This is a genomic window from Pseudonocardia autotrophica, from assembly GCF_003945385.1.
GTDB classification, from domain to species: domain Bacteria; phylum Actinomycetota; class Actinomycetes; order Mycobacteriales; family Pseudonocardiaceae; genus Pseudonocardia; species Pseudonocardia autotrophica.
In genome coordinates this window covers 1,284,720-1,305,447 of the sequence record NZ_AP018920.1, presented here as the reverse complement: position 1 = coordinate 1,305,447, position 20,728 = coordinate 1,284,720, and the positions used below count along the sequence as shown (strand labels likewise).

Annotated in this window: 18 protein-coding genes, 1 tRNA gene and 1 other RNA gene; 8 read left to right on the top strand and 12 right to left on the bottom strand. The window is 71.5% G+C overall.

All coding sequences use genetic code 11. The annotated features are described in order from the left end of the window. Nucleotides 1-16: 16 nt before the first annotated feature. Together Pdca_RS06360 and Pdca_RS06355 are read right to left on the bottom strand one after the other, a co-directional pair. A complete protein-coding gene (locus Pdca_RS06360; RefSeq protein WP_085916910.1) occupies nt 17-871 on the bottom strand; it encodes a tryptophan 2,3-dioxygenase in 855 nt (284 codons plus the stop codon). 1,153 nt (nt 872-2,024) lie between these two features. Next, entirely contained in the window at nt 2,025-3,212 is a 1,188-nt protein-coding gene (locus Pdca_RS06355) for an IS701 family transposase (protein WP_408635018.1), read from the bottom strand. An 88-nt stretch (nt 3,213-3,300) separates the two neighbouring features. Here Pdca_RS06355 and Pdca_RS06350 point away from each other — a divergent pair, with 88 nt between their 5' ends. The 3 genes from Pdca_RS06350 to Pdca_RS06340 all read left to right on the top strand — a co-directional run bounded on the left by Pdca_RS06350 (nt 3,301) and on the right by Pdca_RS06340 (nt 5,998). Beyond that, nucleotides 3,301-4,569 (top strand): IS701 family transposase, encoded by a 1,269-nt coding sequence (locus Pdca_RS06350; protein ID WP_408635061.1) that lies wholly within the window; start codon nt 3,301-3,303, stop codon nt 4,567-4,569. 134 nt (nt 4,570-4,703) lie between these two features. After that, on the top strand, nt 4,704-4,850 hold the full coding sequence (locus Pdca_RS37460) for an excisionase family DNA-binding protein (protein ID WP_125911280.1): 147 nt from the start codon (nt 4,704-4,706) through the stop codon (nt 4,848-4,850). Next, on the top strand, nt 4,847-5,998 hold the full coding sequence (locus Pdca_RS06340) for a site-specific integrase (RefSeq protein WP_085911757.1): 1,152 nt from the start codon (nt 4,847-4,849) through the stop codon (nt 5,996-5,998). Before Pdca_RS37460 ends, Pdca_RS06340 begins: the two co-directional genes overlap by 4 nt. Here the strand turns inward: Pdca_RS06340 and Pdca_RS35370 are convergent. Next, nucleotides 5,980-6,138, bottom strand: a complete 159-nt coding sequence (locus tag Pdca_RS35370; RefSeq protein ID WP_158092097.1) for a hypothetical protein — start codon at nt 6,136-6,138, stop codon at nt 5,980-5,982. The genes Pdca_RS06340 and Pdca_RS35370 overlap by 19 nt on opposite strands. A 579-nt stretch (nt 6,139-6,717) precedes the next feature. After that, nucleotides 6,718-6,790, bottom strand: a tRNA-Ala gene (locus Pdca_RS06335). Between the two features lie 86 nt (nt 6,791-6,876). Here Pdca_RS06335 and Pdca_RS06330 point away from each other — a divergent pair. After that, nucleotides 6,877-8,883, top strand: a complete 2,007-nt coding sequence (locus Pdca_RS06330) for a S9 family peptidase (protein ID WP_085911756.1) — start codon at nt 6,877-6,879, stop codon at nt 8,881-8,883. Nucleotides 8,884-8,900: 17 nt separating this feature from the next. Here the strand turns inward: Pdca_RS06330 and Pdca_RS06325 are convergent, their stop codons facing one another. Both Pdca_RS06325 and Pdca_RS06320 read right to left on the bottom strand, forming a co-directional pair. Continuing rightward, the gene (locus tag Pdca_RS06325) at nt 8,901-9,737 is read right to left on the bottom strand and encodes a TrmB family transcriptional regulator (protein ID WP_085911755.1); all 837 of its coding nucleotides are present in this window, start codon (nt 9,735-9,737) and stop codon (nt 8,901-8,903) included. Between the two features lie 140 nt (nt 9,738-9,877). After that, the gene (locus Pdca_RS06320) at nt 9,878-10,786 is read right to left on the bottom strand and encodes a FadR/GntR family transcriptional regulator (protein ID WP_085911805.1); all 909 of its coding nucleotides are present in this window, start codon (nt 10,784-10,786) and stop codon (nt 9,878-9,880) included. A 135-nt stretch (nt 10,787-10,921) separates the two neighbouring features. Here Pdca_RS06320 and Pdca_RS06315 point away from each other — a divergent pair, with 135 nt between their 5' ends. Further along, entirely contained in the window at nt 10,922-11,440 is a 519-nt protein-coding gene (locus Pdca_RS06315; protein WP_307724093.1) for a gluconokinase, read from the top strand. Nucleotides 11,441-11,444: 4 nt separating this feature from the next. Here Pdca_RS06315 and yczR read toward each other — a convergent pair whose 3' ends face one another. Beyond that, nucleotides 11,445-12,890, bottom strand: coding sequence for a MocR-like transcription factor YczR (gene yczR, locus Pdca_RS06310; RefSeq protein ID WP_085911754.1), 1,446 nt, complete (start codon nt 12,888-12,890; stop codon nt 11,445-11,447). Between the two features lie 109 nt (nt 12,891-12,999). Between yczR and yczE the strand changes: the two genes are divergently transcribed. Further along, entirely contained in the window at nt 13,000-13,590 is a 591-nt protein-coding gene (yczE, locus tag Pdca_RS06305; protein WP_085911803.1) for a membrane protein YczE, read from the top strand. 6 nt (nt 13,591-13,596) lie between these two features. Here the strand turns inward: yczE and Pdca_RS06300 are convergent, their stop codons facing one another. Together Pdca_RS06300 and Pdca_RS06295 are read right to left on the bottom strand one after the other, a co-directional pair. Then, entirely contained in the window at nt 13,597-14,331 is a 735-nt protein-coding gene (locus tag Pdca_RS06300; RefSeq protein ID WP_085911753.1) for a DsbA family protein, read from the bottom strand. 222 nt (nt 14,332-14,553) lie between these two features. Beyond that, entirely contained in the window at nt 14,554-15,210 is a 657-nt protein-coding gene (locus tag Pdca_RS06295; protein ID WP_085911752.1) for a MauE/DoxX family redox-associated membrane protein, read from the bottom strand. Nucleotides 15,211-15,433: 223 nt separating this feature from the next. Here Pdca_RS06295 and Pdca_RS06290 point away from each other — a divergent pair, with 223 nt between their 5' ends. After that, nucleotides 15,434-17,110, top strand: a complete 1,677-nt coding sequence (locus Pdca_RS06290) for an HNH endonuclease signature motif containing protein (RefSeq protein ID WP_085911751.1) — start codon at nt 15,434-15,436, stop codon at nt 17,108-17,110. Nucleotides 17,111-17,218: 108 nt separating this feature from the next. Here the strand turns inward: Pdca_RS06290 and Pdca_RS06285 are convergent, their stop codons facing one another. Next, nucleotides 17,219-18,748 (bottom strand): cryptochrome/photolyase family protein, encoded by a 1,530-nt coding sequence (locus Pdca_RS06285; RefSeq protein WP_085911750.1) that lies wholly within the window; start codon nt 18,746-18,748, stop codon nt 17,219-17,221. 260 nt (nt 18,749-19,008) lie between these two features. Between Pdca_RS06285 and Pdca_RS06280 the strand changes: the two genes are divergently transcribed. Further along, entirely contained in the window at nt 19,009-19,737 is a 729-nt protein-coding gene (locus Pdca_RS06280) for a VIT1/CCC1 transporter family protein (RefSeq protein WP_085911749.1), read from the top strand. A gap of 73 nt (nt 19,738-19,810) precedes the next feature. Here Pdca_RS06280 and Pdca_RS06275 read toward each other — a convergent pair whose 3' ends face one another. Together Pdca_RS06275 and ssrA are read right to left on the bottom strand one after the other, a co-directional pair. Beyond that, nucleotides 19,811-20,002: a ferredoxin gene (locus tag Pdca_RS06275; RefSeq protein ID WP_085911748.1), complete on the bottom strand. Its 192-nt coding sequence runs from the start codon at nt 20,000-20,002 to the stop codon at nt 19,811-19,813. Between the two features lie 86 nt (nt 20,003-20,088). Next, nucleotides 20,089-20,473, bottom strand: a transfer-messenger RNA (tmRNA) gene (gene ssrA / locus Pdca_RS06270). Nucleotides 20,474-20,728 lie beyond the last annotated feature (255 nt).

The following is a 20,728-nucleotide window of genomic DNA, read 5'->3' as shown; positions in this document are numbered from 1 at the left end:
TCCTCGGAGGTCGGGCTCAGGTGCCCAGTTCGGTGCGGACGGCGAGGATCTCCGGGAAGAAGGTCAGCTGCAGTGCGGCCTTGAGGAACCCGACGCCGCTGGATCCGCCGGTGCCGCGCTTGTAGCCGATGATCCGTTCGACGGTCTTCATGTGCCGGAACCGCCACAGCTGGAAGCTCTCCTCCAGATCGACCAGTGCCTCGCAGGTCTCGTAGGCCGCCCAGTTGCGGTCCGGATCGCGGTAGATGTCGCGCAGGACCGGGACCAGCTCCTTGCTGAACTCGTGCGGCAGCGTCACGTCGCGCTGGAGGAGATCGTCGGGCACGGGATGGCCGTGGCGGGCCAGGTGCCCGAGGAACTCGTCGTAGAGACTCGGCGCCTGCAACGTGGCGCGCAGCCCGGCGGCGGCCTCGGGGTTGTACCCGAAGACGTCGATCATGTCCGCGTTCTTGTTACCGAGCAGGAACTCGACGGTCCGGTACTGGACGGACTGGAAGCCGGAGGAGTGCCCGAGGGTGTCCCGGAACTGGATGTACTCCGACGGCGTCAGTGTCGCCAGCACCTCCCACTGCTCGAACAGCTGACGCTGCACCGCCTTCACCCTGGCCAGAGCCTTGAGTGCGGGCCCGAGCGAGCCCCCGCGCATGCACACGATCGCGTAGCGCAGCTCGTGGATGACCAGCTTGATCCACAACTCGGAGGTCTGGTGCTGGATGATGAACAGCATCTCGTCGTGATGCTCGGGGACGCTGAGCGGTTGCTGGGCGGCCAGCAGCAGGTCCAGCCGCAGGTAGCCCTCGTAGGTCAGCTCGGTGTGCAGATCGCGCAGCACTCCCGGCTCGATGTCACGTCTGTTGCGGTGTTCCGGCATCGCCCTGTGATCACTCCCCGTGGACCGCGGGAGCGGATCTCCTCGCACGATCTCCCCGAGCCTCGCAGCAACGACCGGCTCGGACAGTCCGCGGTGTGGCGAAATCTGAGCAGAATCGCCCCTACATGTGTAGGAGTCTGCCGAGTCGGTGCGCGAGCCGACGATCGACCCGGACGTTCGCGCCGGCGGGGCAGCGACCCGGAAGCTGCTCGGCCCGGTTCGGCCGCCGGTACAGCGTGGTGCGGCGGAGGCGCAGTGGCGAGCGGTCTCGTGGGCGTCGCCGCAGCTGCTCGGGCAGGTCTCGACGGTGTTCTCGTGGTCTGCGCGGAGCGTCGCATCGAGGCGCGCCAGAAATCGCCCTCGCTGTTGCGGCCGGGCTTGCGGTCCTCGGTGTAGTCCTCGAGTGCGGCGTCGACGGTCGGCTCCCGGTCGGGACCGCCCCGAGTTCCCCGAACGACACACGAACCTGGAGCAGAATCCCGACCGCATCTCACGCCCCCGCGCTGAATGCTCCAGCGTGAGACCACGGTGGACATACACACGATCATCCAAGGATCATGATGTCAGATGTTCCGGATGCTCAGCAGCAGGAAAGGCCGGAACCAGCGATCTGGTTCCGGCCTTACATTCAGGGTGGAGCTGAGGGGATTCGAACCCCTGACCCCTTGACTGCCAGGCACCGGCAGAACGCTCTCGACTTGCAGGGATATCGGCGTCCGGGCTGGTCAGAAGTCCGGTGGCGTCCGTGGGCGTCCGGCGAGCCGCCGGTCGGTCGTCACTCAGTTAGACACCACGCTGAGCGTAGGACCTTGTCCACGTAGCGCTGAGCAAGACCACTAACCGCCCGAGCCAAGAACGACACTGCTCGCTAGAGCGCGTCCTCCGCCGTTGTCCGTCCCGAGCTGCAAAAACGTCGTGGCCGCTTTGGTCTCCGTTGCGTTCGTTCGGCAACGCCTGGCCTTGACTCCTAGTACTGCAACGGCGTTTTGTCAGGCTGGTGGGCGTTGGCCGCGGCGGCGGTAGTGGCAGGTCCGGGCCTGGTGCTGGCGTCGTCGGCGCCAGGTGGACCAGGCGAGTGTGCTGGCCAGGCAGGCGGCTGGGGTGAGGATGAGGGTGGCGAGCAGACGCCGTATCTCGTTGCCGCTCAGCGGGATCAGCCCGGTCCGCTCGGCTGGAGATCCCCCTTTTCGGCCTCCTGTGCGCGGGTGACGGACAGGTAGGCGGCGGCGAGCATGGCCAGTGTGATGTGGGCGTACCAGGCTCGGTAGGAGCGGACTTGGTAGTGGTCGAGGCCTGCTTCGTTCTTGGAGGTCTGGAAGCATTCCTCGATCGCCCAGCGTGCGCCGGCGACGCGGACCAGCTCGCGCAGCGGCGTGGCCGCGGGGGCGGCGCAGCGGTAGAACGCCAGCTCCCGGGTGGTCTTGCCCTGCCCGGGTTCGGTCTGGCGGCGCACGAGCAGCCAGTGCCCCCACCCGTGGGGCAGGCCGGCCGGGTCGAGGGCGACGGTGGTCCAGTCATAGATCCGCTCTCCGTGCGCACCCGCGCCGACCTGGCGCCGTTCCCACCCGCTGCGGCCGGTGTCGGGGTCGCGGGCGCCGGCGATCGTGGCGAGGACCTTGGCCTGGCGGCGATGCCCGTCCGGGCTGGTCAGGACGTCGTCGTTGCGAGTGGCCAGCACGAACGGAATCTCCCGGTCGGCCAGCCAGGTGCGGAAGGTCGGATTCTGTCCGTAGATCTCGTCGGCGGTCACCCACGAGCGGGGTGTGAGGGCCCCGCAGGCGTGGGCGCGGGCGAGCATCGCCAGCCCGAGCTGGGGCTTCGTGGCGAACCCGACCTCATCGGGCACGTCAGCTCTGGCGCAGCGGTCCCGGTCCTCGGTCCACGAGGTCGGCAGGTAGAGCTCGCGGTCGATCAACGCCCGCCCCTTCGAGCTGGCATAGGCCAGGAACACCCCGAGCTGACAGTTGTCGACCTTGCCGCTGGTACCGGTGTACTGGCGTTGCACTCCCGCCGAACGCAGGCCCTTCTTGATGAACCCGGTCTCGTCGACCACGAACACCTCACTTGCGGGGTCGCCGAGGGCGTCGAGGACGTAGTCGCGCACGTCGTCGCGGACCCCGTCGACGTCCCAGTCAGCGATGCGCAGCATCCGCTGCGTCCCGTCCGGCGAGACCGCCCCCGCATGCTCGGCCAGAGTCCACCCGTTCTTGCGCTCCAACCCGGCCAGCAGGCCGCGCACATACGCCCCGGCCCGCGCGCGGGGCTCACGACGGAAGAACCGCGGCCCGATCGACGCGATGACCTGGTCCAACGCCGCTACCCATCCAGCAAGATCCACCACCCGGCGATCATCACCGCCGAACCCGGATCAGCCTCTCACGACACGTCGAAACGCCGTTGCAGTACTAATACTCCAGCCGCAGTTCGTGATGTTGGTTGCGCTAGGCTTCGATCTTGTGAAGGAAGAGGAGGATCTCGAGGCGTGGGCCGGTGGCCTGGACGGGCTGTTCGGGTTGGTGGCGGGCCGGTTCTTCCGGCCCGAGCCGCGGCGGCGGGCACGGGCGTATGTGCGTGGGTTGCTCGCACCGTTGGCCGGGAAGAACGGGTGGACGCTGGCCGAGGTCGCCGGCGACACGACCCCGGACGGCATGCAGCGGCTGCTCAACTCCGCGACCTGGGACACCGACGGGGTGCGCGATGACCTGCGCGACTACGTCGCAGAGCGTCTCGGTGAGCCCGGCGGGGTACTGATCGTCGATGAGACCGGGTTCCTGAAGAAGGGGACGAAGTCTGCAGGGGTGCAGCGCCAGTACTCGGGCACTGCCGGGCGGGTGGAGAATTGCCAGCTCGGGGTGTTCTGTGCCTATGCCACGAGCAAAGGCCGCACGTTGATCGACCGGGAGCTGTATCTGCCGAAGTCCTGGGTCGGTGACCGCGAGCGCTGCCGGGAAGCGGCGGTACCCGACGAGGTCGAGTTCGCCACCAAGGCGACGCTGGCCAAGAGCATGCTCGCCCGAGCCCTCGACGCCGGTGTCCCCGCGTCCTGGGTGGCCGCCGACGAGGCCTACGGACAGGACTGCAAGTTCCGTTCCTGGTGTGAGCAGCGCCGGATCGGCTATGTCGTTGCCGTACCGCGTAGCCAGTCCATCCCGCTCTCGCCCGGTGCCGACCTCACAGCTGACATCGCTGGGTTGGTCGGGTCACGACGTGCTGATGACCTGGTCGCACGGGCCCCAGAGCAGGCGTGGAAGCGCCGCTCTGCCGGGCCCGGAGCCAAGGGCGAGCGGCTCTATGACTGGGCGGTGGCCGGCCTGCACCCGCCCCCGGATGCGCCCGCTGGGTGGGGACGCTGGCTCTTGGTCCGGCGCCAGATCCTCACCGACACCCAACTCGAGTCCGGTATGGAGCCGGAGTTGGCCTACTACCTGTGCGCCGGCCCGCCCGGCACCACCGACGACGACCTCATCCGGGTCGCCGGCGCCCGCTGGGCGATCGAGGAGTGCTTCCAGACCGCGAAGAACGAGGTCGGGCTCGACCAGTACCAGGTCCGCCGCTACGACGCCTGGTACCGCCACATCACCCTGGTCATGCTCGCCCACGCCTACCTCTCGGTCACCGCGGCGATCGCCCCAAAAGACCTGGTAACGGGCTCATCCCGCTCACCCTCGCCGAACTCCGACGTCTCCTGGCGCCCCTGATCCACACCCCCGCCCGGGCCGTGGGCTGGGCCTGGTCGATCTGGCGCCGCCGTCACCAACACCGAGCCCGCGAAAGCCACTACCGACGAAGACGGATCAGATAACAAACTGCGGCTGGAGTACTAAGCCGCAGCGTGATCTACGAGCAGCTCCGCAGCGGCCGCCTCCGGTCGGTCCGTGTGGGGCGCACCCGGCTCATCCCGAGGTCGGCGATCGCCGAGTACGTCGCTCTCCTGGAGCGCGAAGCCGCTGACGCCGACCACTTCCAAGCCGCGTCATGACCGCCCGGAGAAGCCGCGGAGAGGGGGGACTGCACTGGGACGAGTCCCGCCAGCGCTGGATCGCCACCGCCACACTCGGGTTCGACGGGCGGGGCAAGCGGATCACGCGCAAAGCCAGCGGCACCACCAAGACCGCCGCCAAGGCGAAGCTGCGCGAGATTCTGCGTGACCAGGAGAACGGCACTGTTGTCCCTGCCGGCAAGTACACCGTGGCCGACGCCGTACGCGACTGGATCGCCTACGGGCTCACAGGTCGCTCCCCCGCGACCCTCTCGAACTACACGACGATCGCGAACAAGCATATTGTCAGCCAGCTCGGCGCCCGCAAGCTGCGCGATCTGACGGCTGATGACGTCGATCGTTGGCTTCGTGCCGAATCCCGGGTCGTCAGCACTCGGACCCTCCGGTTGATGCACTCGTTGCTGAACCGGGCCGTCCGTCACGCGATGGCCCGGGACAAGGTCATGCGCAATGTCGTCGAGCTGTGCTCGGTCCCGACCGGGCGCGAGGGACGACGGTCCAAGTCGCTGACCTTCACCCAGGCCGAGAAGCTGCTCAGGGCCGCGGAGGCCAGCTCAATGCGCGCCTATGTCGTGCTGTCGCTGCTCACCGGAGCACGGACGGAGGAGCTGCGCGCGCTGCGTTGGGAGGATGTCGACCTGGTCGGGTCACCTGATGAGGATCCACCGGTGCCGCCGTCGATCTCCGTTCTGCGCTCAGTACGCATGGACGGCGACACCAAGACCCGCAGGTCCCGACGTCGTCTGGCGGTGCCGTCCCGGGCAGTCCGCGCGCTCGCTGCACACGCCGAACGGCCGGAGGTCTCCACGGGGCAGGCCGATCTCGTGTTCGCCTCCCGCAACGGCACGGAGTTGGACGCGCACAACGTCCGCCGGTCGTTCCGACGCGTCGCCGCTGACGCAGGCCTCGATGCGGCCGAGTGGACGCCACGCGAGCTACGCCACAGCTTCGTCTCGCTGCTCTCCGATTCCGGAGTGCCGCTGGAGCACATCTCTCGGCTGGTCGGCCACAGCGGCACGGCCGTCACCGAGGCTGTCTACCGACAGCAGCTCCGCCCGGTACTGGAACACGGCGCCATCGCGATGGACGGGATCTTCCCTTCCGACGATCACGCAGACGACCGCTGAACACCCCTGTAGATGAGCACGCCCAGATAGACGCTCATCACGAGCGCGATCATGATGCTCAGGCTGATTCGGCCGGCGTCGAGCGGTGCGTCGCCCCACAGCAGCGCCGGGCCGAGCTGGGCCAGAATAAGCAGCGACATCGCGAACGCCCTGGCCCCACAGCGACACGGTCGGGAACTGCTGCCGCACCTTCCGCTCCATCCGACGCACTGCCCGATCGTCCGCGGTCCCAGCGACGATCGCCGTCACCAGCGGAGCCACCTGCCTACCGTGATTGATGCCGACCCTCAGCGGATCCTCGCGCCCCTGCGCCTCGATGCACAGCACGCGATAGCTGCCCCACGTCGTCGGTCTACGCGCGCTCCGGCGCTCGACCGCTACCGACCGGACGTCGCGTGCCGGGACCGAGAAGACGTCGGCGTGAAGCCGCTTCTCGGCCGCGTTCGGCTCGAAGGCCACTTCATCCGGGGTCACCGTCAGGACACCAGTGCGCGGCCATCGACCGACGTAGCTCGTCGCCGGAACCCGCACCCTCTGCACCTCCAGCAGATCACGGACCCTGTCCGCCCATCGGTGCACCATGATCTCGTCGGGGGGGGGGCGGCACGAGTCAGCCGCCGATCGGACCGCCCGACATAGACACTCAGCTAGTCACTCGCCACGACTGCGTCCTGGCAAGAAAAAAGCCAGGACCGAAGTCCTGGCCTGGTGAAGAAGGGTGGAGCTGAGGGGATTCGAACCCCTGACCCCTTGACTGCCAGTCAAGTGCGCTACCAGCTGCGCCACAGCCCCTTGCGACATGCAGAACAGTACACGGCGCCCTGTGGGCCCCGGACAGGGGGGTGCCCGTCCGGACGCGACCACCTAACGTCCTCCCGGTGCTGCCCTCCGACATCGGACGACTGGTCACCCTCGGCTCTCCCGCGGTCTCCCCGGACGGCGCATCGGTCGCCTTCACGGTCCGCCGGGTCGATCTCGAACGCAACAGCTACCCGACCTCGGTCTGGCTGGCCGCCGTCGACGGGAGCTCCGCGCCGCGCCGGCTGACCGGCTCCGAGCACGGCGACCGCTCCCCCGCCTGGTCGCCGGACGGGACCCGGCTGGCGGTCGTCACCGGCCGCGCGGACGGCGGATCGGTGCTGCGGGTGCTGCCGATCGGGACCCCGGGTGAACCGGTCCCGCTCTGCGAGCGGGACGAGGCCGTCAGCGAGCCGGCATGGTCACCGGACGGGACCCGGATCGCGTTCGTCTCCCGGGAACGCACGGCCCGCTGGTCCACCGGCGACGACGACCGCGCACGCGAACCGCGCCGGATCGACCGCCTGTTCAGCAGGCTGGACGGCGAGGGCTGGATCGTGGACCGTCCCTCCAGCGTGTTCGTCGTGGACGCCGCGGGCGGCGGGGCACCGTGGATCGTCGCCGGTGGGCCGTTCGAGCACTCGGGGCCCGCCTGGTCACCGGACGGTCGCACGCTCGCCGTCGTCTCGTCCCGGGAACCGGACTGGGATCTGTCCTCCGCGACCGGGATCTACCTGGCCGACGCCGACGGCGCCGCCGAGCCCCGCAGGCTGACCGCCCCGGGCCCCACCCACCACTCGCCGTCCTGGTCGCCGGACGGCAGCCGGATCGCCACCCTGGCGGCTGACGAGCATCTCGCCGCGCCCGCGCACGGACACCCCTGCGTCGTCGACGTCGGCACCGGCGCCGAGCGCGTCCTCGCGACCGCTCTGGACCGGCAGTGCAGCCCGATCCCGGGCGCCCGCGCTCCCGTCTGGGACGGTGCCGACCTGCTGTTCACCGTGGAGGACCGCGGCGGGGTGCACCTCTACCGGGTCGGTACCGGCGACCACGACGCCCCGCAGCCGCTGCTCACCGGGGACCGTGTGGTGGCCGCGTTCGACCGGGCGGGCGGCAGCACGGTCGTGCTGCTCGGTGACCCGGCCCGCATCCCGCAGCTGCACGTGCTCGACGACGGTGCCACCCCCGGCGCCGCCCCACGACGGCTGACCGGACTCGCCGACCCGTTCCACGCGGCCGTCCCCGCGCCGGCCCCCGCCCACCTGGCCGTTCCGTCGCCGGCCGGGGACGGCGACATCGACACCTGGGTGTTGCTCCCCGAGCACGTCGCGGACGGTCCGGTCCCGGTCCTGCTGTCGATCCACGGCGGCCCCGCGACCCAGTACTCGTCGGTGTGGTTCGACGAGTTCCGGCTCTGGGCGGCCGCCGGGTACGCGGTCGTCTGGTGCAATCCGCACGGCTCGACCGGCTTCACCGAGGCGTGGTCCCGGGCGATCCGGGCTCCGGAGGCCGAAACGGCACCCGGCACCGGCTGGGGCGGGATCGACGCCGACGACGTCCTGGCCGCGCTGGACGGCGCGCTGGACGCGTTCGGCGAGCTCGACCGCGACCGGGTCGGGGTGCTGGGCGGCTCGTACGGCGGTTACCTGACGACCTGGCTGTCGGCCCGTCACCCCGGCCGGTTCCGCGCCGCCTGCAGCGAGCGCGCGGTGAACAACATCGAGTCCAACGAGTGGCACTCCGACGTCGCGGGCTGGTTCCACGAGCAGTTCGGGGTGACCCACCTGCGCGACCCCGGCCGGTACCGGGCGATGTCGCCGGTGTCGTACGCGGCCGACATCGACGTCCCGATGCTGCTCCTGCACTCCGAGGACGACCTGCGGTGCCCACCGGAGCAGGCCGACGCGCTGTTCGTCGCGCTCCGGATGCTCGGGAAGCCGGTGGAGTACTGGCGGTTCCCGCAGGAGAGCCACGGGATGTCCCGCGACGGGTCACCGCGGCACCGGATGCAGCGGGCCCGGATCATCCTGGACTTCTTCGGCAGGCACCTCGGTGGCACCCGCCCGGACGAGGTGCCCCGCGGCTGACCGGCCGGCCGGGACGATCAGCCGGTCCGTTCCCGGCTCGGGTCGGCGGTGCCGCGCAGCAGCCGCAGCGCGTGATCGTCGGACCAGAACTCGTCGAACCCGTGCTCGGCGTAGCGGTCGGCCACGACGTGCATCGCGATGTCGTGCCGCACGTAGTCGAGCGCGAGCAGGACGGCCGCCGGGTCGTCGGTGTACAGGCCCCAGGTGCGGTCGGTGGTCAGCCCGCCGATCACGGCCTGGCTGCGGTCCGCGACGACGACGAGCAGCCGCTGCCCCAGGTTCGCCTCGACCGTCTCCGGGCTGGAGTAGCGGTGCTCGGTGGTCCAGCCGACCCGATCACCGTCGTGGCCGAACACCACTCGGCGCACGGCGACGCCACGCTCCTCGGCGCGCCGGGCCCCCGGCGTGAGCACGTCGAGATCCTCCGGCCAGCCCGACATGTACAGCTCGCCCTCGGCAACGGTGACGATGTCCTCGGCCCGCTCCAGCAGCGTGCTGCGCTCGCCCAGCGAGTGCACCAGCCGCGCCGGCGGCGGCGACGCCAGGCGGGGCAGCTCGTCCTCCAGGACCCCGATGGTGCGGTCGAACTCGCGGCGCATCCGTTCCAGCAACGACCGGGGCGGGAGCGGGACGTAGCCGATCGCGTCGTCGTCGGTGCGCACCTCGTAGGCCGCACCGCGCCCGACCAGCTTGCCGAGGGTCTCGTACACGGTGCTCCGCGGAACCCCGGAGCGCTTGGCCACCTCGTAGCCGTTGACCGGTTCGGCGGCGAGGACCAGCGCCACATAGGCCTTGGCCTCGTAGCCGGACATGCCGAGGCGTTGCAGCTCCCCCGTCACGTTGTGCACGGCCATTTGCGAGATCATCTCAATCGTTCGACGGCATCGTGCGTCCGGTGACGCCACCGCGACGCGCCCCCCGGCAGTGTGGGGGCCCGCGGGTGAATCGATCGTGAACGATCGAATGCTACGGGACCCCCGCCCCTTCATCACAATCATCGATCCCGCGCGTCCCCGCTGTCCATCCTCGTCGCCGACGCGGCCCCGCTGTCCATCCTCGTCGCCGACGCGGCCCCGCTGTCCATCCTCGTCGCCGACGCGGCCCCGCTGTCCATCCTCGTCGCCGACGCGGCCTCGGTGTCGATCCTCGTCGCCGACGCGGCCTCGGTGTCGATCCTCGTCGCCGACGCGGCCTCGGTGTCGATCCTCGTCGCCGACGCGGCCTCGGTGAGGATCGCGCGCATCGCCGTCTCGGCAGCGGTGCCGTCCCCGCACCGGATCGCATCGGCGACGTCGCCGTGCAGCCGGATCGCCGAGGGCTCCGGATGGGCAGGCATCAGGTGGTGCCGGATCCGCCCGGCGAGCACCTCGGCGACCGTCCCGCCCAGCGCGGCCAGCATCTCGTTGCCGGACGCGGCGAGCAGGGTCCGGTGGAACCGGATGTCGGCCTCGAGATAGGCCGCGAGATCCCCGCTGCGGGCGTACACCGCCATGTCCATCACCGCGCCGACCAGCTCACCGCACTGCTCGGGGGTGGCCCGGGCGGCCGCCAGCGACGCCGCGACCGGCTCGACCCCGCGGCGCAGCTCGGCCAGCGACCGCAGCTGCTCGGCCCGCTCCGAACCGTCCAGCCGCCAGCGGATCACCTGCGGATCGTGCACGTTCCAGCGTTCGCGGGGAGCGACCGTCGTGCCGACCCGGCGACGGCTCTGCACCAGCCCCATCGACTCGAGGACCCGCACGGCCTCCCGCACCACGGTCCGCGAGACCCCGTAGCGCTCGCCCAGCTCGTCGGCCCGCAGGACGGTTCCCGGCGGCACACCACCTCCGGCGACGAGTGCGCCGATCCGGTCCACGACGTCGGCGTGCAGGCCCGCTCCGTTGCCTTCGATCCCGACGTTCATCCGGCGCATGATCGCATAATCGGCATATCTGAATCGATCCGTTCTTGAATACGTACTACCAATGCCGCAGGCTGGCGTCGCCGGCCGGGCAGGCCGGATCGCGTGCCCAGGCCGCCACCCCGAGGAGACGTTGCAGTGACGCACCCGCCGCACGACCTGCAGCGACCGCCGTTGATCGTGGCGATGGGTGTGTCCGGATCGGGCAAGTCCACGGTCGGCGAGGCGCTCGCCGAGCGGCTCGACATCGCCTTCACCGACGCCGACGGCCTGCACCCCCCGGCGAACGTCGCGAAGATGAGCTCCGGTGTCCCCCTCACCGACGACGACCGGTGGCCCTGGCTGGATCTGGTGGGCGCCGAGCTCGCCGCGCACGACGCCGACGGCCTGGTCGTCGCGTGCTCGGCGTTGCGCCGGAGCTACCGCGACCGGATCCGGTCGCACGCCCCGCGCACCGCGTTCCTGCACCTGGCCGGTGCACCCGAGGTCCTCGCCGCCCGGATGGCCGGGCGGGCCGGTCACTTCATGCCGCCCGCGCTGCTGTTGTCCCAGCTCGACACCCTCGAACCGCTCACCGCCGGGGAGACCGGGGTCACACTGGACATCGACGCACCGGTCGACGAGCTGGTCGCGGCCGGCGCCGCGGCCCTCGCCTGAGGCACTACACGACGAGCCTGGCCGGCTCACCCGTCCGGCCGGCGTCGACCGGCGTCCCGACGACATCGTCCAGCACCCGGCGGAGCCGCCGGACCGCTTCGGTGAGCACCGGCTCGGGATGGACGAAGGGCAGCCGCAGCCGATCCTCGAAGGCGTAGCCGGTACCGAACCTCGGGCCCGGCGCGAGCGTCAGGCCGTGCCGCGGCGCGACCGCCGTCAGCGCCGTCGACAGGTCAGCACCGAGATCGCACCAGAGGACCAGACCTCCGTCGGGGACGACCGGCCGCCACTCGGGAAGCACCACCGCGAGCTCGCCGACCAGCCGGTCCCGGCGCAGCCGCAGCTCGGCGGTCCGCCGGCCGCGGATCTCGTCGAGCGCGTCCAGCACCTCGACCGCGATCAGCTGTTCCAGCACGGGCTGCGCGATCTGGGCCCGGGCCAGCCGCCGCCGCATCCGCGCGGCGGGTTCGCGGGCCGCCCGGATCCAGCCCAGCCGCAGCCCACCCCAGGCGATCTTGCTCGCGCCGCCGACGGTGACGACGTCGTCCTCCCGCAGCGCGTGCGCCGCGCACGGCAACGGCGCCGTCGCCCCCTCCCGCAGGTCGAGCTCGGCGAACGTCTCGTCGACGATCGCGACGGTCCCCTGCCGGGCGAGCCGGTGCAGCAGCCGGGCCCGGACGTCGTCGTCGAGGAGCCGGCCGGTGGGGTTCTGGAAGTCCGCCATCAGGTAGGCGGCCCGGGCGGCCGTCTGCCGGGAGGCCCGCGGCAGTGCGTCCTCGATCCCGGGGCCGAGCGCCACCGGGACCGGCCGGACACCGGCGTCGGAGAGCACGTCGAGCACCGCGGGATAGGTCGGGTGCTCGACCAGCACCCGGTCACCGGCTCCGGTGAGCTCGGCGACCGCGATCCCGATCGCCTGCAACGCCCCACCCGTGACGACGATCCGATCCGGGTCGGTCGGGACGCCGCGGGCGGTGAACCGGGCGGCGATCCGTTCCCGCAGATCGGGATGGCCGTCCGGACCGTAACCGTGCCCGGCCAGCTCACCGTCGAGCCGTCGCGCCGCCCGCCGGACCAGCTCGGACATCCCCGGAGGCGCAACGGGCGCGGCATGCGCCAGGTCGATCACCCCGCCCCGGGCCGGGCCGGGCACCCAGGCCCCGTCGACGCGGGCCGGGCCGTCCGGGAGCCGGACCCAGGTGCCCGAGCCCTGCCGGGCGTCCACCCAGCCGTCCTCACGCAGCTCGCGATAGGCGTGCGTGACGGTGATCCGGCTGACCCGCAGTCGTTCGGCGAGCGACCGCTCGGCCGGGAGCCGGGTGCCGGCCGGCAGACGCCCGTCGCCGACGAGCACCCGGATCGCATCGGCGAGCGTGCGATACACGGGCCCACGACCACGTCGGACGTCGCCGCACAACCCGGCCAGCGCGGCCGCGCCGATTCCGTCCATCCTTCAGTCCACTTCTGCTCGATTGGATCGCAGACGACAAGCCAATTCAGAGGCAGGATGCCGTGATGTGACGATCGAACGGAAGGGCGGCACCCTGTGGTCGCTGCGGATGCCACGCCGGCGTCGGCGGCTGATCCAGCTCCTGGTGGGTCTGGTCGCGTACGCGTTCTCGATGGCGCTGATGATGCGGGCCGGCCTCGGCTCGATGCCGTGGGACGTGCTGCACCAGGGCGTCGCGCTGCGCACCGGGCTTCCGATCGGGACGGTCATCGCCGCGACCGGAGTGGTCGTGCTGCTGCTGTGGATCCCGCTGCGGGAGCGGCCCGGCATCGGGACGGTCGCGAACGTCGTCGTGATCGCGCTGGTGATCGACAGCGCGCTGGCCGTCGTGCCCGAGGTGGACGGGCTCTGGGCGCGGGCCGGGCTCGCGGTCACCGGGATCGTGCTCAACGCCGCGGCGACCGCCGCCTACATCGGGGTCGGCCTCGGCCCCGGCCCGCGGGACGGTCTGATGACCGGCCTCGCGGCCCGTACCGGGCGCTCGGTGCGCGTGGTACGGACCGCGATCGAGGTGGCGGTGGTGCTCACCGGATGGCTGCTCGGCGGCACGTTCGGTGTGGTGACGGTGGCCTACGCGCTCGGCGTCGGACCGCTGATCCAGTGGTTCCTGCCCTGGTTCACCGTCCGGACGCCACGCTGAGCGCCCTCAGGTGATGTTCGACAGCCAGTCCGCGTTCGCGAGGTCGGCCATCACGCCGTCGACCAGCACGGTCGGGGTCGCGAACCGCCCGCCCGGGGCCGCGGCCGGATTCGCCACAGCGGCGTCCGTCGCATCGACGATCGACTGGGCCCCCGCCTGCCCGGCGACACATCCGCCGAAGTCCCCGGTCGCCCCCAGCTCGGTGCCGAGGGCGGTCAGCTGCTCCACCGACAGGCCCGCGGCGCCCTGGCGCGGCTGGTCGACGTAGAGCCGGGAGTGGTAGGCCGGGTAGATCCCGGCGTCGACCGCGCAGAGCGCGGCGTTGCCGGCCCGGGTGGAGTAGCCGGGCGGCGCCGAGCGGTCGTCCAGGATCGCGATCGTGTGATAGTTGACCTTGATCTTGCCGTCGTTCATGCCCCGCGCGAGCTGGTCGCGGTAGATGCGCTCGAACTGCTGGCAGGTCGGGCAGAGGTAGTCCTCGTAGACGTCGACGGTGACCGGCGCGGCCTGATCACCCGCCCGGACCACGGCGCCCTCCCGGGTGACCGGGTACGCCGGTTCCGCGCCGGTGGAGTAGTTCTGCCAGGCCAGGTAGAGGCCCGAGGCCAGTGCGAACACCAGGACCACGGCACCGATCATCAGGCCGCGGGCCGCGCCGCCGCGCCCCTGGGGCGGGGTGATCCCGGCGGCGTGCAGCCGCGCCTGCGCGGCTGCACGCCGCTCCCGCTCCGACTGTCCCATCGCTGTTCCCTCTCCGCGCCGCCGGCTCCCGCCGGACGTGTCACCGGCTCCGGGGCGCCGGCCGGCGGCGGTTCCGTCCGCTACCGGTCCCGCTCCGGACCCGTTCCTGCTCTGCTCACCTATCGGGCCCGCACCGCACCCGTCTTTCCCCGGCCAGCCGGCCCGTGACCGGCACGCACCCCGCTCCTGCTCTGCTCACCAGCACCGCACCCGACGGGCTCGTCACCTGCCCCGCTCGTCCCCCGTGTACTCCCGGCGCCCCGATCCGGGCTCTGCGCCCGCGGTGTCCGCACCCGGCCGGTCGTCGACCGCCGTGCCGTCCACCTCGGGACCCACGCCGGCGGGTGCGCCCCGGCCGACGACCGTCTCGTCGGGCACCCGGTCACCGTCCGCGCCGTCACCGCCCACACGCCCACCGCCATCCCAGACCCGATCCACCGCCAGCAGTGTGCGCGGACGCACCGACAGCCAGAGCGCCAGTGCCAGGAAGCCGAGATCGCGCAGCAACGACGACAGGTACCGCTCCTCCCCCGCTTCAACCGGGCCACCGGCGCCGAAGCACCCGCAGTCGATGGACAGACCTCGCGCCCACGCCTGCACGAGACCCGCGACGAACCCGATCAGCAGCAGCACGCTCACCACCGCGGCCAGCCGGGTACCGACGCCGAGCAGCAGCAGCCCACCGAGCGCCAGTTCCAGCAGCGGCAGGACTGTCGCGACGAACGGGACCGCAGCCGGGGGCAGGATCTCGTAGGCGTCGACCGCGACGGCCGCCTGCAGGGGATCGGCCAGCTTGGCACCACCGGACACCAGCCACACGACCGCCAGAGCGAGCCGCACTGCGGTGCCCACTATGTCGCGCAGGCGGGCGGATCTCACGGCGGGAGCCTAGCGAGGGGCCCGTGCCGCGCGGTTCACACGTCCGGGCGGACGACGACCGTGTCTCCCGACCGACGGTCGCTCGGCCGGGCCGCTCCGGTATCCACAGCCATCGGAGTCACGCCCACGACCCCATGCTCCATCAGGGTGAACCAGCGCCGAGTTGTCCACAGCCTGCCGAATCGCGCCGAAACTGTCGGAACCATCCGCAACAATCGACCGCATGTTCGAGACATGGGGTTCTGCCAGCAGTGACGGGACCGGCAACGGATCCGGAGCCGGTCACCTCACCCCTGCCCCTGCCCCTGCCCCTGCCCCTGCCTGTGATCGTGACCGTCCCGCTGCCGCTGCCGCTGCCGCCGAGCCCGTCCGCTGGGCCGAGCGCGTTCCCGACACCGCACTCGTCGCGGTCCTGGCACGGTCGCCCGACCGATCGGCATCCGACACCGAGCGCCTGGAGCGGATCGGTGCCTTCGAGCGCGTCATCGGCTGGCTGCAGACCTTGCAGGATGCCGAGATGTGCTCCTTCGTCACCGACGCGGAGGGCGCCATGGCCCGGTTCCTCGATGATCGGGATCCGGCCGACGGCCCACCCGGGCCCTTCGACACGGTCGGTCACGCCTCCCGGTCCGCGACTGCCGAGATCCAGCTGATGCTGCACCTGACCGGTGCCGCGATGCTCCGGCGCATCGAGCACGCCCGCCGCCTGCACGAGCCGGTGCACGGGCCCACCATCGCGCTGGCCCGATCCGGGCTGCTGACCCTCGCGAAGACCCGCTCGATCCTCGACGGCACCGCCGACCTGACCGACGAACAGGCCGCGCGACTTCAGGCCGCCGTACTCCCGGCGGCACCACAGAAGACGGTCGGTCAGCTGCGCGCGGCGATCGACCGTTTCCTGACCGCACTCGCCGATCGTGAGATCCCGGTGCGGCGCCGCGACCGGGCGATCGGCTCGCGATCGGTCGAGCTGCAGAGCGAACCACAGGGGATGGCGACGCTGCGAGTGTTCCTCCCGGCGGCGGCCGTGGTCGGCATCTATGCCGTGCTCGACGAGCACGCCCGTCGGTGTGGGAGCAGCGATCCACGCACGATGGACCAGCGCCGCGCGGATGTACTGACCGATCTCGTCCTGCGCGAGACGGGGTGGACCGGCACGAGCGCCGGTACCGCGGGAGAGCACCCGGAGTGCGGCGCGGCCACGGCCGGCGCCGAGCCGACCGGCACCGGGCCGGCCACCACCGGGCCGACGTGCGCCCTCCCCGGCGGTTACGACGCCGTCCGCAACTCGGTTTCGGTACGGGTCAACGTCACCGTCTCCCTCGATGCGCTCCTCGGCCGGTCCGACGATCCGGCCGAGCTCGCCGGGTACGGGCCGCTGCCCGTCGCCGACGCCCGCGCGCTGGCCTTCGACCCGGACAGCGTCTGGTACCGGCTGCTGACCGATCCGGCCGGGCACGTCGTCCACCGGGACACGACCACCTACCGGCCGGGCGCCGCCCTGACCGAGCTGGTTCGCGCACGGCACGGGAGGTGCGCACATCCGGGGTGCCGGGTCCCCGCCCACCGCTGCGATCTCGACCACGTGGTTCCGCACGATCCGCGGACCGGCGCCGGGCCGACGAGCGCCGACAACCTGCATCCGCTGTGCCGTTCGCACCACGTCCTCAAGCACATGCCCGGGTGGCGCACCGTGCTGCTCCCGGACGGAACGACGGAGTGGACCACCCCGTCCGGGCACGTCCACCGGTCCGAACCGGAACCGGCCGGATCCGGCGGGATCGGTGGGACCGGTGGGGCCGGCGAGCCCGGCCGGCGTGGTCCGAGCGTGCTCGCGTTGCTGCGTGACCCCGGACTGGCCGACCGGCTCGCCCGGAGCACCGCCGAGGCACCGTTCTGATGCCCGGGTCACGAGCGACACAGCGCAGGCACCCTCCGCCCACGCCCTACTGCCACGGCCACTGCTCGGCTACGGCTACGGCTACGGCTACGGCTACGGCTACGAGCCTCAGTACCGCTCGCGGGCGGATTCCTGTTCCAGCAGCTCGTCGAGGTCCTTCAACCGATCCATCGTGGCGACGGCCCGCGCGGTCCGGTTGTTCGACGCCATCAGGTCGCGGTGCCGGTGCACGAACTGCCAGTAGCCGGCGGTGTAGGGGCAGGCGTTCTCCCCGACCCGCACCTTCGGGTCGAACGCGCAGCCCCCGCAGAAGTCGGTCATCCGGTCGATGTAGGCGCCGCCCGACGAGTACGGCTTGGTGGCCATCCGGCCACCGTCCGCGTGCTGGCTCATCCCGATCACGTTGGCCGGCATGACCCAGGCGAAGCCGTCGACGAACCGGGTCGCGAACCACTCGTTGAGCTCCACGGGCCGGTATCCGCGTTGCAGGGCGTGGTTGCCGAGGATCATCAGACGCGGGATGTGGTGCGTCCAGCCGCGATCCCGGACGTCAGCGAGTGCCGACGACAGACACCGCGCGGTGACCGCGTCGGCGTCGAGATCGGTCCACCAGTCCGGCAGCGGCGAACGTGCCCGTAGCTGGTTGCGACGGGTGTAGTCGCGCCCGAACCTCCAGTACAGCTGCCACACGTACTCACGCCAGCCGAGTACCTGCCGGACGAAGCCCTCGACGCTGGCCAGCCGTGCGGTGCCGTCGTGGTAGGCGCGCTCGGCGGCGCGCACCGCATCGAGCGGATGCAGCACACCGAGGTTCATCGGGACCGACAACAGCGAGTGCGCCATCGCCCAGTCCCGGGCCAGCACGGCGTCCTCGTAGGGGCCGAACGTGTCGAGCCGGTACCGGACGAAGTGCTGCAGTGCCGCCGTCGCCTCGCCGTGGGTCACGGCGAATCGCCGGGGCCCGTCCACACCGGACATCTGCCACGGTGCGGCGTCGAGCTCCGCCCGGACCTGTTCGTCGATCCCGTCCTCGGACGGCTGCCACGGTGGTGTGAGGTCGAGCGACGTCGCGCCCTTCGGCGGGGGTTCGCGGTTCTCCCGATCGAGATTCCATGTTCCGCCGACCGGTCCGTCGCCGTCGACGAGCACCTCGAACCGCTCGCGCTGCGCCCGGTAGAACTCCTCCATCCGGAAGGTGTCCCGATCACCGGCCCAGTCGTCGAACTCCTCTTTCGACAGGGCGAACGTCGGTGTCGGCCGGATCTCGGCGACGAGGCCCTCCTGCCGGAACCGGCGCACCATGTCCGACGCCGGGAACGAGGTCGGCTGATGCACGACGACGGGCCTGCCGATCCGTTCCAGCGCCTCGCGGTAGGTCTCGGTACGCAGGTAGGTCACCCGGTCACCGAGCTGGTCGGCGAGATGCCGCATCCCGGACAGGACGAGGTGCAGTTTCTGCCGGTGATGGGGTCGGCGGCCCAGTGCGCGCGCCGACTCGACCAGGACGATCTCCCGCCCGGCGTGCTCGTCGGTGTCCCACACGTGCGGCCCGAGCTGGTCGGCGAACAGCCACAACGGTGCCCGGTCGTCGACCGGGCCGGGCCCCCGCCGACGCCGCGGGGTACGGGGTGTCGCCATCGGTCCAGTGTCGAGCGGGCCGCCCGCAACCGCGCGCCGAGCCGCCCCGGGCCACCGCCACCCTCACGTCCGGTGTGCCCGCGGTGGTGTGGCACCACGACAGCAGCCGACGCCACCGGCAGGCCCGCCGTCATCGGAGCCACCGGCGGCACGGCCGACACCGGCGACCGGAGCAGGGCAGCCACCACCCTTCCGTGCCGTCCGGTTCCGGCGTGTTCTCGACCTTGTCCGTGCAGGTCACCGGCATATCATCACAACTCATGGAGGATCCGGAGCTGGCCGCGGAGCTGGCCGAGCACCAGCACGACCACGGCCATCGGGACGTGTCCGGCGGCTGGCTGCGGGCGGCGACGTTCGGCGCGATGGACGGGCTCGTCACCACGATCGCGCTGATCGCGGGAGTGGGCGGCGGCGGTGCGGACCGCGACCTGATCGTGCTGACCGGGATGGCCGGGGTCGTCGCCGGCGCGTTCTCGATGGCGCTCGGCGAGTTCGCGTCGGTCGGCACCCAGAACGACGCCGTCGACGCCGAGGCGTCGGTCGAGCGGCGGGAGCTCGCCCGGCATCCCCGGGCCGAGCAGTACGAGCTCGCCCAGACCTACCGCGAGATGGGCCTCTCCGAGCAGACCGCCGCCGCCGTGGCCCGCGAGGTGCACGCCGATCCGGAGCTGGCCCTGCGGGTGCACCTCACCCAGGAGCTGGGCGTCAGCCTGGACAGCAAGCCGTCTCCGTGGGTGGCGGCGACGTCGTCGTTCGCGGCGTTCGTGGTGGGCGGGATCATCCCGCTGGTGACGTTCCTGCTCGGGTACTCGTCGCTGGCGCTCGGCCTGGCGGTCGGCGGGATCGGTCTGCTGGTCGCCGGGGCGCTGACATCGCGGTTCACCTCGCGGACGTGGTGGGGTGCGGCACTGCGCCAGCTCGCGTTCGGTGCGATCGCGGCCGGCGCGACCTACCTGGTCGGCATGCTGATCGGCGTCAGCGTCGGCTGAGGACACAGCGCAACACGGCACGGCACGGCCCGAGCCCGACGGCGCCGAGGCCGCGACCGCCGAGGGTGCCTGCTCAGCCCTCGACGGCGATCACCCTCGCCGGGCAGACGTGCTCGGCCTCCCTGACCGCGTCGTGGTCGGTCTCGGCCGGGTGGTCGGTCAGCAGCTCGACGATGCCGTCGTCGTCCTGGTCGAACACGTCGGGTGCGGTGACGACGCACTGCCCGGCACCGATACAGAGATCCTTGTCCACGGAGACATGCATGCCCCCAGCTTCTCACCGCACCACCCCGCCCCGCAGAACGACGGCGGCCCCGTCCCGGATGATCCGGGACGGGGCCGCCGCAGTGGTGGTGGAGGTGCCGGGAATCGAACCCGGGTCCTCCGTCGGTTCACGAGGGCTTCTCCGTGCGCAGTTCGCTACGTCTCTACTCGGATCCACCGGTCACGCGAACAAGCCGGTGTGACGATCCCAGCCGCTGTGAGATGTCCCCTGCGGCTCCGCGGCCGAGCCGCAGGGTGAGTCCCCTTAATGATGCCGGGATCCGGAGCGGGGACGCCTCCGGCCCGACAGCCCCTACCTGGTAATCAGGCAGCGAGCGCGTAAGCGCTCTGCGGGGCAGTGCGACTGTTGTCGGCACTTATTTTTTTGCGACGCATGGTTAACGAGATCATCGTCGCCTTCCTCGGCACGCTTCACCTCGATCAACGATCGGAGTCGAAACCGTTCACCCCCTGGGCAGGTAGGTGACCACCTGTGTCCGCCCGGGCGTACCCGCGCGGACGTCCAGCATAACGCCTCGCGGCCCGCGGATCATTCCGGTTCCGTTCCGGGCGCGGCGCGGCGCCCCGGAGACCGGGTGCGACGGCGCAGCAGGCGGGTGGGCAGGCGGGAGGCTGCACGGTGCGGCGCGAGCAGGCGGCACCCTCCAACGCAGGCAGGCGGCACCCCCTGCGACACGCGAGCAGGCGGCACCCTGCGGCGCGAGCA